Annotated in this window: 9 protein-coding genes; all 9 read right to left on the bottom strand. The window is 43.4% G+C overall.

Features of this window, described 5'->3' with window-relative positions; translation table 11 throughout:
• Positions 1 to 11: 11 nt before the first annotated feature.
• A complete protein-coding gene (locus ACXAC1_RS16760; RefSeq protein WP_475062941.1) occupies positions 12 to 2,432 on the bottom strand; it encodes a glycosyltransferase in 2,421 nt (806 codons plus the stop codon).
• A 279-nt stretch (positions 2,433 to 2,711) separates the two neighbouring features.
• Positions 2,712 to 3,560 carry a class I SAM-dependent methyltransferase gene (locus ACXAC1_RS16755; protein WP_475062939.1) on the bottom strand — a complete coding sequence of 283 codons (849 nt, stop codon included), beginning with the start codon at positions 3,558 to 3,560 and terminating at the stop codon, positions 2,712 to 2,714.
• Between the two features lie 1,136 nt (positions 3,561 to 4,696).
• Positions 4,697 to 6,265: a heparinase II/III domain-containing protein gene (locus ACXAC1_RS16750; protein ID WP_475062937.1), complete on the bottom strand. Its 1,569-nt coding sequence runs from the start codon at positions 6,263 to 6,265 to the stop codon at positions 4,697 to 4,699.
• Complete coding sequence (locus tag ACXAC1_RS16745; RefSeq protein WP_475062936.1) at positions 6,265 to 8,232, bottom strand: glycosyltransferase; 1,968 nt, start codon at positions 8,230 to 8,232, stop codon at positions 6,265 to 6,267. The genes ACXAC1_RS16750 and ACXAC1_RS16745 overlap by 1 nt, the downstream gene beginning before the upstream one ends.
• A gap of 4 nt (positions 8,233 to 8,236) precedes the next feature.
• Positions 8,237 to 11,521, bottom strand: coding sequence for a glycosyltransferase (locus ACXAC1_RS16740; RefSeq protein ID WP_475062935.1), 3,285 nt, complete (start codon positions 11,519 to 11,521; stop codon positions 8,237 to 8,239).
• Positions 11,522 to 11,601: 80 nt separating this feature from the next.
• Positions 11,602 to 12,876, bottom strand: a complete 1,275-nt coding sequence (gene wecC / locus ACXAC1_RS16735; protein WP_475062933.1) for a UDP-N-acetyl-D-mannosamine dehydrogenase — start codon at positions 12,874 to 12,876, stop codon at positions 11,602 to 11,604.
• 25 nt (positions 12,877 to 12,901) lie between these two features.
• On the bottom strand, positions 12,902 to 14,026 hold the full coding sequence (gene wecB / locus ACXAC1_RS16730) for a non-hydrolyzing UDP-N-acetylglucosamine 2-epimerase (RefSeq protein ID WP_475062932.1): 1,125 nt from the start codon (positions 14,024 to 14,026) through the stop codon (positions 12,902 to 12,904).
• 2 nt (positions 14,027 to 14,028) lie between these two features.
• Entirely contained in the window at positions 14,029 to 14,346 is a 318-nt protein-coding gene (locus tag ACXAC1_RS16725; protein WP_475062930.1) for a hypothetical protein, read from the bottom strand.
• Positions 14,347 to 14,355: 9 nt separating this feature from the next.
• Positions 14,356 to 17,325 carry a hypothetical protein gene (locus ACXAC1_RS16720; RefSeq protein ID WP_475062929.1) on the bottom strand — a complete coding sequence of 990 codons (2,970 nt, stop codon included), beginning with the start codon at positions 17,323 to 17,325 and terminating at the stop codon, positions 14,356 to 14,358.
• Positions 17,326 to 17,331: the final 6 nt, after the last annotated feature.

Raw genomic sequence — 17,331 nt, 5'->3', positions numbered from 1 at the left:
CCACTGGTTGACTATCGCGGGTCTAATTTATACAGCGACATATATTGCTGAGCCATTTGCTCAACACTGTCACTGATAGAGCCGTTTTTATGCAATGACTGTAGTTGAGATTTGACCGAGTCCAGCGATGCAATGATCATATCAAACAAATCCTGGCTATCAGTCATCTGTTCAAGTACCTCTTGGTCTATCAGCCAACCGGCACCATGATCACGTATCCGTTGGCCAATGGTTGGATACTCTAAAGCTAATACCGGTAAACCTACTGACCATAGCTCAGTTAAGGTATGGCACCATGTTTCATTCCAAATCGAAAACACAGCACCAATATGCGGAGCAATTGCGCCGATACGATCAGCGATTTCTTCTCGTTGATAAGCACCATGGATAACCAATCTTGGATGCGTCCAATCAATATCGGATTCACCTAAGATATGAAACTCTAGCAGTCCGTTTGAATCAATTTCGAGCAGTTTACGTACAATCTCAGTCCCCTTGGAAAGATGGATCGTGCCAAGCAAAAGAATACGTAAAGGCTGTCCCTTATTATAGGATGCAGCCAGATGGTCAAGCCTTTTGAAATCTCGCCCATGGGGAATAACCATAAACTTTTGATGATCGAGACTCAGATATTTAAGCAACGTATCGCGAACACTGTCATGCGTCGTTACAAATTGATCACACCATTGCAATGCTTGATTAAACTTTTCACGCCAGCGATGTACCCACTGCCCTTTTAAAGTCGGGAAACTGTCTTGGGGCCATAACTCAACTCTACAATCCTGCTCATGATTGGGCTTAGAAGTCGAACAGTACCCAGCACAATAACGTGACTGACTGTCCAGTAGTTTTACCGATGGACAAATACTATAGAAGTCATGAAATGAATAAACCACTCTTGCGCCCTGCTCTTTTGCAAAACGCGGTAAAGACAAACTATGCCAACCTAAATGACGAATATGTACCACATCAAAATCGTATTCCGACAGCCATTGCCAAACAACACGATTATATTCAGGGGAGTCATGGGTGATGGGGCTCACTGGCTCCACATCAAAATGATGTTGATGAATTAAATGCAGTTTACCATTATGCAAACGTGACAAAGACATCTGCTGCAAATCACATTGAAGAAGCCAAGGCTCAATTTGGTCGCTAAGCGCGCCCATAAGGTCATTATTCGTTTTAGGTGTGCCACCTGATTGAATAGAAATAACAAATAACACTCGAGGCAGAGTCAGCTCTTGTGCAGTGACTCCACTAGCATAGCGATAGATACTGGCAATATTTTGATATGCTGAACTGCGCCTAAATTGTTCGAATAACTTACTAAGTTCCTCAGACACACTGAATTGATCAATACCTTGGTCATCATTTGAAGGCTTGGACTTAATCAAGGTACGATCATCTAGAATATGATGGTAGCCCTGCTCGCTGGCAGACATAGCAAATTGCTCAATGCTTAAATGTAAAGCTTCGTGTGGAGAGTCAGCTGAGCTAATCTCTGGTAAACCACCTAATGTATCAAGCACAGAGCGTCTAATATAGATGCAACCAGTGTCGATGAGTGGCAAAGGTATGGACGGATATGCCCCTTGACTAAATCGGCGAAACATTGAGGGAGCAACTTTAATATCAGAATAAACTTCAGAGACGCTTAAGCTTCGAAATACATAATCTGAATAAGGTGAGATGGTGGCAATAATACTATCAATGGATGCTGCTCGCTGAAAGCCTTCTAGCCAACGTGGGCCGAATTCAACATCATCGTTTAAAAAAATAACTTCCGAGCTAGGATAATCAGAAATCACTGAATTGACTTTTGCGAGAACATATTGCTCTCGACCAATAATGACTTGACTATCTATATTTTTACAGTTTTTCACAGCCTCGAAAAACTCTTCACTTAGCTTGGAGTTAATGGATTCCGTAAGCAAACAAACTACGACATTAGCATTAGTGGTTTCTGATAACCTCTCAATAAAAGTTAATAAATCACCAGACGAATTAGTGCTTAGAAATATTAATACTGAGTAATTATGAGAGGAATCACATGAGTGAGGAGGCTGCCGCTGATAATTTGGAATCGTTTTAGCTGGAAAATCTGATTGAGAAAGCCAAGTCGTATAGCCCAATTCACCATTAGGTAGTCGAATATCTACTCTACTTGATAGCTCAGCGATTAGATTGCTAGGGATTTTGATATAAAATCCACCAAAACCATTGCTTATATCCGCATTGAGCAAATCAGATCTAGGCCTGTCATTGTAGATAACGTCACACTTTATATGATCTACGTATACATCCAATTCAAATATTGCTGAACTGTTGGACCTCTCAGTACACCAGCCTTCTATTACTACGTGCGAAGAATAATAAGTTACTGAATCAACATTACCTTGATGCCACCCTTCTTGGTCATTCAAATTCATATTTGTAGTGCCAAAAGATACTAAACTAGAATCAAGCTTTGAGCGAATGAGTTTAAGATTAAATTCAATAAGCGACTTCACCTTTGAAGGGGGATTTCCCCTCAGTGCTAGAGTGAAATATTTTTCTGCGTCAGCAAGATCCCCTTGCCTAAGTGAACGGTTTCCCAACGTGAAGTTGGACTCATTGATATTCATTCTTACACTAGTCAAAATTGTTCTCTAAACGTGGCTGGGGGAACGAAGTCTTCTATCATTAATAATTAAAATATCAGCCGAAAACTACCCTTTATCACTTTCGGGCAATGAAAAATCAAACATTTGGTCGCTTCCGTCCTGATCTGTAGAACGCTCACCTGACTCGATCACAATTGGTTGATTAATTAAATCGCTACTGCAACGTCGAGTAAGTCGACCTAAACCTTTTTCAAGCGGAAAATACTCCAGCTCAAAGCCATAATCTTTCGCCCAACGCTCACAGATGTCCTTCTCTTCCTGACGGACCGTATCATCCATCCAAACTTCGGCATTTGGTGACATCTTATTAGCCAATGCTGACAGCGCTGGATAACGGCTAAAATGGCAAGTCGCCCCTGGAGGCCCATCCACCCATAGCAAATCAACCCGTTCGATGCCCTTCAACAAGGATACCGGATACCAGCGAGAGGGCTTTTCAGCATCATCAGGATTCAGGTGCTCACCTTCCCAAGCTTCCAGATCACCAATACGCAGATCTACCCAGCTCTCTAGTGACTCAGCCTGTAATGTTCTAAAGGTTTGCGCGCCATAGTAATCACTATGCTCCAACGAGATCAAATTTCCGGTTCCGTTCTGGCGCAAAGCATCAGCAATCACCAGTGTAGATGCACCACTACCGCACTCCACCACCACTTTTGGTCGTACTGCCATAATATGAGCATGCAAGCGCAACAAAACATCTGGCGATGTCGCCCAGCCACGTAACGGCGGCAACTGGCCTTTAATGACCAAGCGGCGCTGTAGCCAGGAAAGACTTTCAAGCTGGGCATAAAGCCGATTTTGAACAATTAGCAGATCGCGTGTAATTTTATCGGATTGCTCATTTTGCGCCTTTAGCAGCTTTCTTTCTAAAGCTGATATTTCTTCAGTCATCGGTCTTGCGCCTTATGTGTCTATTTTTATAACTAAGTTAACATACGAGGTATGTGTCAATTGAATTGATACCCATTTTAATTTTCTTTTTCCAACCAACTGGCCTGCCTTTTTTCTTCTCATGCAACTCTTTTCCGGTCAGTGCCTAGACCTGGCCACAAAACGCTCATTACCCAATACCAAGCCTTTGTTAGCGGCTTTACGGATATCACTCAGCAACTCGCCACCCACCTGATATAAGAGAAGCTCGCGGTAACGCAACTTCCGTCCAGAAGCGGCCTGGCCCAAATCCAGATAAAGTGAGTGCGGTGTCAACAGTTCAATCGACTTAACCAAGGCATTGCTTTGATAGCTTGACCAAGAGTAATCCGCCTAATCATCCATCATGTCCGCTCTAACGGGTTTTAGCTCTATATAGCGGTAGATCTGAAGCAAATAGGTTTATCCTGCACCAGCGAAGAACGAAAACGCCCTTCCCACAAGGTGCTCGTGCGCATATAACGCCAATTTAAATACTGCACATAGCTCCGCCCAAGCGCCTACATCATCAGAGAAGTGGCAGCAGCAGGCGCAGAGGGTATACATAGCAGATGAACATGGTTGGTAATCAAAACCCAAGCATATATAGCGACTTGGAACTTATCAGCATAGTTCTCTAACCAAGTTACATAGACTGGCATAATTCCCGGGCTAGGATCTCATCTTTGGTATCGGGACCGCCAAAGAAACCGCCTTCAAACAAACTGGTAATGTTACGCTCAGCAAACACAACACGAAACTCAGCCTAGTCACCACTACATACTACAACTAACGAGCGCCAGGGCTTTGCTGACGAAGCGTTTCTAAGCCTTTAGCCATCTCACAACTTAAGAATCCTTCACTCACATGACTTGCAAAAGAGCACCCAAATCAGAGCCAACCTGCTGTTCCAAATAATTTCCTCAAGGAAGTAAGCGAACTTTTTATACCGGGAAACACCACCGTTGGTGAAGTGGTAGTCAACAATTGCCAGAACCAAGCTCATCCTCTCTACCACAGCACACAACAAAATAAACATGCCCCCCCTGATAAAACCTAGAGAATTCATATCACCGCTTCATTATTTCCTAGTAAAACCGTGACGCGTGCTACAGTTTTTAGCACACAAGAAATGACGTCTCCAACTTAACACTACTAGAAACCCCTTTAATAACAAGGATCTTGGTCTCTTCACAAACCATGAATTTTTCTGAGTAATAGCTATGCTCTTGCGAAACATTAATATCATCATATTCATTTAAAGCATATTTAAACTTCACTTCAACCCCTTCTCTAGAGAGAAGAATCTCTCCCTTCTCTTTTCCTTGATACACATTAACTTTAGGATGGAGAACAAGCTGATATCGCCACTCCTGAACTGTGTCCGCACCAAAGAAATCAACAATTCTTATCTCATTTACGCCATATGAGACTTTGCGTTGCACTTCACATTCACTTGACAGTCGCTGAGCAGCTGAAACCTTGAATTCTTTATCGTCAAAACTTTCGAAAGCCGTAAAGTTAGACATGTGCTCTGGAGTTTCGAAATTTTTAAATAGCACATTCCCCTGTGACTTAAGGTAGAAGCCACTATGCGAAGCTGCGGAAATAAACCTTCGCCTCAGCTTATCTCCAATATCGTAATTATAAAGCCCAGAGTCTACAATAAAGTCTTTCCCGCTTGCCCAGAGGGTGATGCTTAAGTCATCAATATGACGGTGAGAATATTTACTCCCCCCAGCACGAAACGTAAAGTGAACATTATCGTCAGAGAGGACGAGCAAGCCTGCTTCTGGGTAATACCCAACACCCTTTGAAAGTTCAGGCTCTACATTCGGGAAAAAGGTCCCTAGCTTAGACTCACTATCACCGATTAAGGGCACAGTGCCATCTGGACGCAATAAAATTGCTCCGACACCCTTAGATTTTTCAAGAGTCTCTTCCCAGCCATCTAAAGCACAGTCCTGTGCATACTCTTTCAGGAAGGAAAAAATCGAAAGGAATAGGGAGTAATTGACGAAGTGGTACGTTGGACTGTTCTCTGTACAGCAACCTTGAGAATCAAATGTGTCATCAAGCATCATCCGAAGCCGCCTTAGCGCGATCTCCAAATAACCGTCCGCCTGCTTTGAATCAACATCCCGTATAAGAACAGAGTATTGCGCCAAGGATAGATCCATCATCACGCCATGATTATTTTTGACGTAATGCTCATCATGAGACAACCACTGGGCGTGCCTTTCAGCGTGATACAAAAGCTCGAGCTGGGATAATGATGCTTCTTCCGCTCCGACAAGATGATGAATGAATGCACAAAGAACAAAAAGACGGTTAGACACAGCGTGCTCGTCTTTCCATGAAATATCGAACACTCCCTGACCAGAGTCATACTGATTAAGGTAAGCCTTAATTAAATCAACTGATTTCTTGAAGCACGGGTGATCAACATGTCCTTTTGATTCGGCAAGGCATGCATGCGGGGTAACCAGAGAATTAATCCAAAGCTTTTTTGAGTTTGCAGCACCGCCGAGCTCCGCCTCCCACTTATTAATATCACCTATATTAACGTAACCAATATTAGGCATAAATATTTCATTACCTAATGCACGTTTAGCCACCTCATCGACATTCATTTTTGGCCAGGGCCAACGTGTTTTTTTAAGCGGGGTTGAGGGAACAACTTTCATCACAGCTCCATAAATAAATCGTTAAATTCTTTTGAAAAACCTGATACATCGTAATTTTCTTTCAGAAACTGTATTCCGAGCCTAGAGCTTTCAGAAAAACCCATACGCCCTTCTTGGAACTGTATCACTTTACTAACCAGTTCCTCCTGATCTTTTACGACACATTTTTCAGGCCAAATATATTCCGCCCCGGGCCAATGCTGAACCAATGAAACCCCTCCGCCTGAAAAGCCATCTGCTATAGCAAGGTGGAAACTTTCTGGCCCTGGGAAATCGAGATCAGGGTCACTGACCGAAAGGACATAGCCTACTTTTTGTCGCGCTAACTCTTTCTTTATATTTACGTGACCTATGAAATCTACAGAGCCTTGCAGCCCGTTTTCTTCTATGTAGGCTTGACAATCAGCAAAATAGGCCATCTCCGTTGGATTCTTTGCAACCCAAGCAAGGTCCTCAGCTCGCTTTCCAAATACTTTAAGATTGAATCGACTGTCGTGGCTCTTGAGTTTTTTAAGGATTTCTAGCGCTTTTTTGTAGCCCTTTCGAGAAGGCAAAACACCAATAATGCCTAGCGTGAAAAGTCGGTCAGGGTGCCAAGTAGTATCGTAGTCGTCTACACGCACATAGTTATGCATCAGGCGTGCTTTATGACGCGGAATATTAGGATATTTTTCTAGAAGTCGCTCAAAGAAGTAAGTTGACACGGCAACAACGGCGTCAATTTTTTCAATATCCATATTGACGCCGTGGTCACGTGCCAGCTCCATACGGTGCATTCTTACGACTAGCCGCTGATGTGGCTTTTTATGGTTTGAATACCACTCCGCATTGCCTAATAGCCACTCACACCAAATGTACTCAGCCCATTCCAGGCATACACGACTTTGCGCTTCGTCATGGATCGCATGGCCCTTCCACTCATCAAACCGGATATCGAAATTCTGGCTTAGCTCAGCGGTAGCATCTTTAATAAACTTAAGGTCATGACCAGCAATAAGCAATCTTGGCTTCGCCAGGCCCAAAAATGTTGAAAATAATCCAGATCTCACTGAAGCCAAAACATCGCTTATACGCTTCGAATAGTTGAATTTCTTAATTACTGGCCAGTGGTGGTTTACAAACCTTGAAAACGCACTGAATGTAGCCTCATCAACATCGCCCGGATTTTTGAAAATCAGGTTTTCGATTGCCACTCTTAAGCCCACGTTGAGACGGGACTCGATATAGTTAATCCCTAACGGTTCAAGCAGCCGCTGTGTTGTCGACCATACTTCAAGGTGGTCGGTAAGCTCGCGCCGTCCATAGCGCTGGGTACTGGCGGGTGTCATTGAAGGAATCTTGAAATAGACATACGTTGGCGAAGCTAGGTACTCAATTACTTCGGCATGGGCCAAAACGTTCGCGAGGAAAACAGTGTCCTCCCCCATCCTCAAGTGTTCAGCCCAACGAATATCGTGTTTTCTGAGCAGTTCAGCCTTGACCAAACTGGTAGGTACTGTGCTCTGTTTCTGAATAATGAGTTCAGCTCTTTGCTTCTTAGACAGTGCACCGTGCCACGCTTCGATTTGATTCATGTGCTTCTGTTGTTTACTATCTTTTGCCAAAAGCTCCGAACGAATCACACAGGCTTGCGTCTGCTCCGCTAGCTGAGTCAGTTCGGTCAATGCATCCGGCAATATTTCATCGTCACAGTCCAGGAAATAGATATACTTTCCACGCGCACTCTCTATTCCTCTATTACGGGGACGAGAGGGTGAACCACTGTTCTTTTCAAGCTGAAAAAAATACCAGTGTTCTACATCAGCACATGCCTTCTTGGTTAGCTCATCTGTGCCATCAGTTGAACAGTCATCTATAAACAGCACTTCATACTGCATGGGGTCAAAATTTAGCCTCTCAAGGGACGCCATGCAGCGTCCGATTTTATCGATGGCGTTAAAACAAGGGATCACAAAGGAAACAATCATGACATTATACCCAATACACGTTAGAAAAAGACTTTTTCGTTTGACAATGCAGCCAATCTATAAACTGGCTTGCACTTCCCATCACAATAGTATGGGCGGTCGCTGGTGCCGTCTTATGCCGCTGATCAGGCTGCTCTGCTAGCGCCACAAGGTGTTCTGTCATGTACTGTAGGTGCAGTGCCCCTTTCTTTATCTGTCCGGCATCGGTATTTTTGCCAGGGCGCAGTACGACAAAGTGAGAGGTTTCCACTGGCCGGTAACGATCTGGTATTGCATATTTTTCAGCGTGCTGCATCGAGGTGACCGAAACGCCAAAGCGATTAAACTCTTGGTAAAACTTAGCAACGTCCAGCGGGTCCATACTGATATCAGCCACCAGAAGTAACCGTGACTCTGAAAACTGCATACCATACTGCTGATACCATGCTATCGCTGATGAAGCCTCTTCTCTACTTTTGACAACATATGTGAAAGTCAGTGTTGTATCATTTTCTACGAATGGCAGGCCAATTGCTTGCAATATACTGCGCCAACGCTGCTTGTAGGTATGCTTTTCCAGCACCTCATGCAAGGCTTTGTGGCGTATATTATCAACCTCGTTCTGAGTAAGAGACTTCAGCCGTAGCGGGTCGCGGTCGGGGAACACAACCAAGTCTCCAAACATTTCATCGACGCCTTTGGAGTAGTTTGACACGACCAGCGTATTGCTCGACATGAGTTCAAATACGCGCCTAGCAAACATGGTCGTTGAAGCTGTCACTGTATTAAAGTTTAGCCCATAGACACTCGATTTATACACTTCAGGCATTTCGTGGTGCGGCTTGGCAGGAAGTAAATATTGGTTATATTTTTCGGGCCAAATGTGTAGAGGATCAGAGTCGCCATGGTAGCGGTTGTATATATCCAGCTTAAAACCACCATCAATTAACCGATCCAAGATGTTTTTCATTTCTTTACAGCGCTCGGTATGATTTTCATACCAGCTACCTGCAAAGACGACATGGTCTGTCCGCTTGCCATTTTCTATCGGGTTAAACAGCCTTGGGTTCGTACCAAAAGGCAACGCAAAGGCATTTTTCACGCCGTAGTTATTTTTATAGCTTTCAACACACTCTTCCGCAGTAGTAAACACATAGTCAAAGAGTGATGCCGTTTTAACAAAGTCATGAACCTTGTCGTTATGGTGTGTGGGATCTTCCTTATTCCAAAAAACGGTAGGGATGCCCGCTTTTTTACAGTACTCTATGATCGATAGCAGCGACTTTCTGTTCTCGTTAGGAAAATTAGTGCTTGCGTAAATTTTCCCACGCCACGGCCGCTTCAAAGGATCACGGCCGGCCCATGCTGACTCACAGAAGAAGATGTCAGGCTGGTGATCTTGAAAAACATCCAGCCAGTTATCAGGCTCTAGCGGGAAGGCTTGAAACTCACCAGAAAAGCTATTACTGGTGAACTCATCAGCAATAATAGCCACTTTATAATCAGAGGCCTGCTTAGGCTTTTCGGCACCACGAGAAACTGGCACTGCCTGCGAGGCAAACTTGGTTGCCTTTGCTTCTAGCTCATAAACCTCAATGTCTGTTTTATCGGTTGCCTGGAAGAGCGTAAAGCCTATCCTGACGTATTCGATATTCTTAGCAGTATCAACAAATGTCAGCTGTACCTTCTTGCCTTTTGTATCCTCGAGATATACGAAACTACCTCCGAACACTTCTGACTTCGGCAGATTCACCTCATCCAGAGAAACCTTCTTGCCATCTTTGTCGAATAGCTCTATCAGTAGCACTCCGGCCTTACCTCCGCCATGCTTGATACTGACGTTACCAAGAATGCGAATGACATTAGCGCCGTTTAGATCAAACCTCTGCCAAGTGACATCTCGCGTCAGTTTGATGGTTCTGTTCTGGGTGGGGTTGGTTTGAGCCTTGTTTATAGGTTCCACTGCTGGCATCACGGTAGCGGACTTGGGCAGCGTTTTTGACTGCGTTTGAGGTTTGTCAACCTCTGGCTGCTCAATAATAGGTCCACTCTCTCCGCCCTGCTGCCCTTCCTCCCTCTTCAACGCCCTCACCACCGGCTCGATATGCGCCGAGAGAAGCAGTTCGCTAGTCGGCTTAGGCGCGGGCAGCTTCAGTGCCCCCTGAAGGGCTGTGGACAAGCTTTTGGCATTACCCGACTCGAACGTCTGCACATCCTGATATTTCTGGGTGTATTCGTTCAATGGCGCTACATCTGATACCACCAGCCTTTTACCGTAGAACAGTGCCTCAGCAGCTTTCATCGGGGGCACCAACTCGCAAACAGGTAGTTTTTTGCGAGCAATAACGATGGTATCTATCAGCGCATAGTACTCTGCCACCTGCTCATGAGATACGCGGCCAACCTGTATTAGCCAAGGATACTTTTCCATCTTTGTTCCGCTATCATTTGCGGTTACAGGCTGGCTATCGCCTACTAGCAATAATTTAAGTTTTTCACCCTGCTTGACTATTTTATCACAGGCTTCAATTAATAATTCATGGCCTTCGTATGCACTAAAACTGCCGATATAGCCAATTACCTTATCATCTTTATCAATTCCAAGCTGTTTCTTCAAAGCTGGATCGACTGGTTTGATGATAGGTAGATGGCTTACACCATTAGACACAATGTCTATACGGTTGCTATCGATACCACGTTTTGAGAGTTCTTGTCGCATCGGTTCATTCAACGTAAAAACCGATGTCGCTTGCTTGGCTACAAAAGCATCTCGCTCAGCTTCTTGTTTGAACTCTCTTGTTTGAGCATAGCCTGGCTCTCGTGCATCTCTAGAGAGTTCCCAAAACCCACGAACTTCATTATAAAACGGCAAGTCTAATTGCGTAGCCGCTATCCAAGCAGGTAGGCCTACTATCCAGTTAGATGCCGCTAGAACTGCAGCAGGGCGATAGACTTTAAATAGCTCTACATAGGCTTGCACGCTCTGAACAAGATGTTCTTTTTCATTGACTGGAGTCTTGTCTCCCGCCCAACGACTATGGACGTAACGAACACCGTTTACCATCATTTCCGGCTGTACTGACCCTTTTGGGATGCCTAGCTCCCATGGTCGACCAGGGCGAACAAAACACAGCGTTTCAAGACCATGTTGATTAAGTGCTTCAGCAACTCCCTGGGTACGAATAGCGTAGCCATTGCTTGCGTAGCTTTGGCCGTGACTTACAACATACGCAATTCTTTTTTCAATTGGGTGATAGGATTGAATTGTAGTTTTAGCAAGATCTTGAGCATGCTTTAGTAAAGCGTCCATTTAACTGCCTGAGTGATTCAAAAAATATATAGAGGAGTCCTGTAATGAGTCCTCTATTGGATGTAAGTGAAAATTGTGAATTAAGCTAATAAGCCTACTGCATCAACTAAGCTGGCACATTTAGCCAGTTTATCCTTCGCTTCGATGAATTGCTGATGCTTAACCAAGACTGCCAAGGTATCCGCTTGCGTCATCGCCTCACTTAACGTCACTAATTCTGCATTGCAGTCTTTTAATGATGCCGGTAACTCTTCAATATTTGGCTCTACAATTATTAGTCTTGCGCCAAGTGTACTAAGTGTTTTAGCAATGCCCAAAGCTGGGCTTTCACGTAGGTCATCAATATCAGGCTTAAAGGCAACACCAAGACAAGCTATTTTGATGTCTGAACGTGTACGCTCGGGCTCGCCTTGATGCAAATTATCTAATTGTTCTTTGACGCGCTCTACAACCCACTGAGGTTTATCATCGTTAACAATACGAGCTGTTTTGATAATACGTGCTTGTTCTGGGCAGGAGTCCACAATAAACCAAGGATCGACAGCGATACAGTGCCCACCTACCCCTGCTCCAGGTTGTAGGATATTTACGCGTGGATGACGATTAGCGAGCGCGATCAGTTCCCAAACATTGATATCCAGTTCATGACAGATCGTAGAAAGCTCATTGGCAAACGCGATATTAACATCACGGAAGCTATTTTCCGCTAATTTGGCCATCTCTGCTGTGCGAGCATTAGTCACCACACAATCACCTTGCACAATGATTTTGTATAGCTCTACTGCAGCGGCAGAACACTTTTCAGTCATACCGCCAATTACGCGGTCGTTCTCTACTAGCTCACGTATCACGTGACCGGGTAGAACGCGCTCAGGGCAATGCGCGATACGAATATCGGATTCTTCACCGTGTGTTTGTGGGAAGCTCAGGTCAGGGCGCGCTTCGGCCAGCCATGCTGCCATTTTTTCGGTGGCGCCCACAGGGCTAGTGGACTCCAATACCACCAAGTCTCCTTTTTTAAGTACAGGAGCAATGGATTTGCTGGCCGCTTCGATATAGCTCAAGTCAGCTTTATGGCCTGACTCACTCTCGATGAAAGGTGTTGGTACTGCTAGCATAAAAGCATCAGCAGCTTGTGGTTCCGTAGAAGCACGTAAATAGCCATTTTTTACAGCTGCTTGCACGACTATATCGAGCTCTGGTTCAACAATATGAATCTCTCCACGATTGATGGTATCCACTGCTTTTTGGCTGACATCAATGCCAATTACTTGTTTTTTCCGAGAGGCAAATACTGCAGCGGTAGGCAGACCGATATAACCTAAACCCACTACGGATATGTTCTCAATACTCATTTTAAAGTCCTTATTTGTGATGGCATTATTTAATCTGCAGTGCTAATGCATCTACGATTTGTTGGCATGCAGTACCGTCGCCATATGGGTTATGTGCAAAACTCATAGCATTATAAGCACCTGAATCTGTCAGCAGTTTGTCTAAATTAGAGACTATAGTATCTACATCGGTGCCCACAAGTTTTACTGTGCCTGCGTTCACGGCTTCGGGGCGTTCTGTCGTATCACGCATAACTAAAACAGGTTTACCTAGCGAAGGAGCCTCTTCCTGAATGCCACCCGAGTCCGTTAGAATAATGTGTGATTTATTCATTAAATACACAAATGGCAAGTAATCTTGAGGTTCGATTAAACGAATGTTTTCAATCCCTGCAAGAAGGCGATTCACGGGTTCTTGCACATTAGGGTTTAAATGAACTGGATAAATGATTTGTAAATTTGGATGGTTTTGAGCTGTTTGGGCTAGCGCTTGACAGATACGCTCAAAGCCACCGCCAAAGCTTTCACGACGGTGTCCTGTAACTAATAACATTTTCTTATTTTTATCCAAGAAATCAAAACGTTGATCTAGTTCAAACCTCAGTTCTTCGTTTGATTCAATGTTATTCACTACTTCTAGCAAAGCATCTACAACCGTGTTACCTGTCACAAAGATCTTATTCTCATTTACGCTTTCACGACTAAGGTTGTCAGCTGATGCCGGAGTCGGTGCAAAATGGTAGGTTGCTAGAGCTCCGGTTAATTTACGATTACCCTCTTCAGGCCATGGTGAGTAGATATTGTTCGTGCGAAGCCCAGCTTCCACATGGCCTACTGCAATTTGCTGATAGTACGATGCCAATGTTGCGGCAAAGGTTGTAGCCGTGTCGCCGTGAACTAGAACAACATCTGGCTTAAACTCAGCTAACACAGACTTTAAGCCTTGTAAGATTTTACAGCTTACGTCCGCGAGATCTTGACCAGGCTGCATAATATTCAGGTCGTAATCAGGCGTTAGTGCAAATAAAGCAAGCACTTGATCTAGCATCTCACGGTGCTGAGCCGTTACACATACCTTGGCATCAAAACGATCATCTTCAGCCAGTGTTTTTACAAGTGGCGCCATCTTAATGGCTTCAGGGCGAGTGCCAAATACAGTTAAAACTTTCATGTTTAGTTTCTATCCAATAATTTATATTCAAGTTCTTGGCAACGATTGAAATATTTTTCCAATAGGGCCTGAGTTTGTGCCAGCTGGTCTGGGTTTGAACTCTCTACAACAATATTTGCCTTATTGTCCGACAGTATTGGCAAGCTCCTACCGCTTATTTTCTGATCACATAAAGCAATATTGATCGAAAAGTTTCGCTCACCTAAAACCTTAGCCGCTTCAATATATAACTCTTTAGCTTGTTGAAACTGCTTTGCTTTAAATAGCTCTGCGGCATCTTTTACTAAAGCCGATGTCTTACTCTGTTTCTGCTGCACCATGCTCATTCCCTAATTTAATTCTTTACCATTGATTGAAAGCCAAAATGCGCCTGAATTTTCATTGCTTTGATATGACAGTTCGCGCTTGTCTAACAGTGCGGTCCATTGTTGAGCTATAACTTGCTCTGTCTCACGATGATAATCATCTAATACAATATCTAACTGATGAGAGCTCAAACTTTTAAGCAGACTTGGAAGCGCCATAAACCGATCTTCACTATCACCATCAGAGGTTGGGCCATCAACTAACACCAGTATTTTGGCATTGCGACCATCGAAAATATCGGCAATTTGATCAATTTTTCGCTTACAGTCATAGAACAGGTACTCTTTACCCTGCGACTCAACATCCACTAAAGGGGCATACACCAGTTCAACAGTATCTTGAAGGTTGTTTGCCTCTAAGTTTTTTTGAATTTTTTGAGCATGTTGCTTGCTGTGCTCAAAGCTCATCAAGCGCTTAGGTAGCTCATAAGCACTAGGCGCTTGGCTCTTCTCCACAGGGTGTTGAGTCGAATCATCTTCAAGGTGATAGTTTGATTGGTAGGTACTTTGGTAATCGGTTGCTTTGTTAAATAACAATTTTGCCATCACCTGTGTAGATGTACCTGCACCGAACTCAATAACCAAATCGTATTGATTAGATTTAATTTTATCTGTTAAAAACAGTGCGAGTTCAGGCTTAATATTATAGGTGCCGTATTCCAATGAATACTCAGGGGAAGCAATACCACGTTGAACATTCATTACCGCTTCAACACGCTTAGCCCCTTTGTCAACAGTTTCGGTGATATGTCGGCCTAGAGCATTAGTTGCTTGTTGCAAGTGATGAGTTTGCTTATCAAACAGTTGCTGAATTTGGGACTCAAGGGAGGTTTTCTCATTTAGCTGTGAGTTTAGTGCCTCCTTTTGAGCTTTTAAAGCAGCCAACTCTTCCACTTGCTGAGTTATTTTTTGATTTAGCTCTGCTAATTGCGTTTCTTGCTCTTCTGTTTGCTTTTTGCGGGCGACAAACCAACCATGGGTTTGATCTAGCTTCTCCTGTAATTGAGAAAGCTCCGCTTGTTTATCAGATAATTGTTTATCATGATTTTGCTTAGTACTCGCTAATTCTTGCTCTAAAGCAGACTTAGCGAATTCAAACTCAGCTTTTGATTGCTCTAACGTTTTTGATAGCTCATTAAGTTGAGTTTCTTTGGAGGTTAACTTTTTATGCAGCTCGTCCCGAGTAGCTTTTGACTCAGCCGTTACTTTTTCTAGCGCTAGAGATTGTTCAGCAACCTTTGACGTCAAAGCCTCAACTTCTGTACTCTTATCCGATACAGTTTTTTCAAATTCAGCTATTTGGCTCTCGTGTTCTTGTCTGCCTTTTGTTAGCTCTTGTTCTAAAGCTGACTTCGATGATTCAAACTCTGTTTTCGTTTGCTCTAGCGTTTTTGATAGCTCATTAAGCTGAGTTTCTTTGGAGGTTAACTTTTTATGCAGCTCGTCCCGAGTAGCTTTTGACTCAGCCGTTACTTTTTCTAGCGCTAGAGATTGCTCAGTGATCTTTGAAGTCAGAGCTTCAATTTCTCTGCTCTTATCCGATACAGTCTTTTCAAATTCAGCAATTTGGTTCTCGTGTTCTTGTCTGGCTTTTGTTAACTCTTGCTCTGAAGCTGACTTCGATGACTCAAACTCTGTTTTCGTTTGCTCTAGCGTTTTTGATAGCTCATTAAGTTGAGTTTCTTTGGCTGTTAACTTTTTATGTAGCTCGTCCTTAGTGGTTTTTGACTCAACCGTGACTTTTTCTAGTGCTAGCGATTGTTCAGTAATCTTTGACGTCAGAGCTTCAACTTCTCTGCTCTTATCCGATACAGTCTTTTCAAATTCAGCAATTTGGTTCTCGTGTTCTTGTCTTGCTTTTGTTAACTCTTGCTCTGAAGCTGACTTCGATGACTCAAAATCTGTTTTCGTTTGCTCTAGCGTTTTTGATAGCTCATTAAGTTGAGTTTCTTTGGATGTTAACTTTTTATGTAGCTCGTCCTGAGTGATTTTTGACTCAGCCGTGACTTTTTCTAGTGCTAGCGATTGCTCAGTGATCTTTGACGTCAGAGCTTCAATTTCATTGTTCTTATTTAGTAACTCTTTTTGATAGGCAACTTCAGCGGTATCTAATTTAGATTTAAATTCATCTAACTGCTGCACAAGCTCTGTTATATATGAGTTTAGTGCGTCGATCTTTAGATCTTTAGCCTTAATCTGCTTCGAATGAGCCGATTTACTCTGCTTTGATTTTGCCTGTAATGTAGCCAGTTGTAGCTCACTTTGAGTAAGCTCCTGCATAACATGTTTTACTTCAGCTTTTGTATCTAAGATTTGCTTGTAAAGTGGATGACGCTGCATTACATAGCGCTTTCGATCCGACACATCAATAGATGAGAATAATTCTTCAAAACCATGGTCTACTAACAGCTGATATGTATCACTTAGGCTTGCTTCACCTCCATACAGAACTTCCGAGTTCACATACACAATTAGCTTATCAAGGTTATTAAGCAATCCTGAATCAAATAAGCTTGAAAGGACTTCAAACTCCTGACCTGGCAGATCAATCGCAAGTGCATTGTTAGATGTGAGATCAAATTCATTTGATATAAGTTGCTTTACGTCCTGCGCAGGCAAATGCACTTCGCTAACCAGCTTGAGACTTGGGTACAATGAAAAGAGCTCATTACCTTTTCGTGTCGAGCTCGTGCTCGGAAGACTGTAGCGGTAAAAAGCTTTCTCATCATCACCTGTAGATACCAAAGATTCTAGTACGGTGACTGACTGTTCTTTCGATGCTTTTTTCTTTAATGATTTAGCAAGCTCAGAATCGGCCTCTACTAGGACAATTTTATTAGGCTTTGCAGCTAAATAATCATTCAGCTCTGAACAGGCTCCTGCACCAAGGTGCATTAAAGCATCGATATCTGAGAAATATGTGGTTAAATCCATTTGAGT

This window comes from Marinomonas sp. AWM4_232, from assembly GCF_056158325.1.
The sequence above is the reverse complement of the archived record's forward strand: the minus strand, read 5'-3'. Positions and strand labels throughout refer to the sequence as shown.

Bases quoted from the DNA above. Each gene is read 5' to 3' on its own strand.
- ACXAC1_RS16760 (WP_475062941.1), bottom strand. From the start codon at position 2,432: ATGAATTTGAATGACCAAGAAGGGTGGCATCAAGGTAATGTTGATTCA.
- ACXAC1_RS16755 (WP_475062939.1), bottom strand. From the start codon at position 3,560: ATGACTGAAGAAATATCAGCTTTAGAAAGAAAGCTGCTAAAGGCGCAA.
- ACXAC1_RS16750 (WP_475062937.1), bottom strand. From the start codon at position 6,265: ATGAAAGTTGTTCCCTCAACCCCGCTTAAAAAAACACGTTGGCCCTGG.
- ACXAC1_RS16745 (WP_475062936.1), bottom strand. From the start codon at position 8,232: ATGATTGTTTCCTTTGTGATCCCTTGTTTTAACGCCATCGATAAAATC.
- ACXAC1_RS16740 (WP_475062935.1), bottom strand. From the start codon at position 11,521: ATGGACGCTTTACTAAAGCATGCTCAAGATCTTGCTAAAACTACAATT.
- wecC (WP_475062933.1), bottom strand. From the start codon at position 12,876: ATGAGTATTGAGAACATATCCGTAGTGGGTTTAGGTTATATCGGTCTG.
- wecB (WP_475062932.1), bottom strand. From the start codon at position 14,026: ATGAAAGTTTTAACTGTATTTGGCACTCGCCCTGAAGCCATTAAGATG.
- ACXAC1_RS16725 (WP_475062930.1), bottom strand. From the start codon at position 14,346: ATGGTGCAGCAGAAACAGAGTAAGACATCGGCTTTAGTAAAAGATGCC.
- ACXAC1_RS16720 (WP_475062929.1), bottom strand. From the start codon at position 17,325: ATGGATTTAACCACATATTTCTCAGATATCGATGCTTTAATGCACCTT.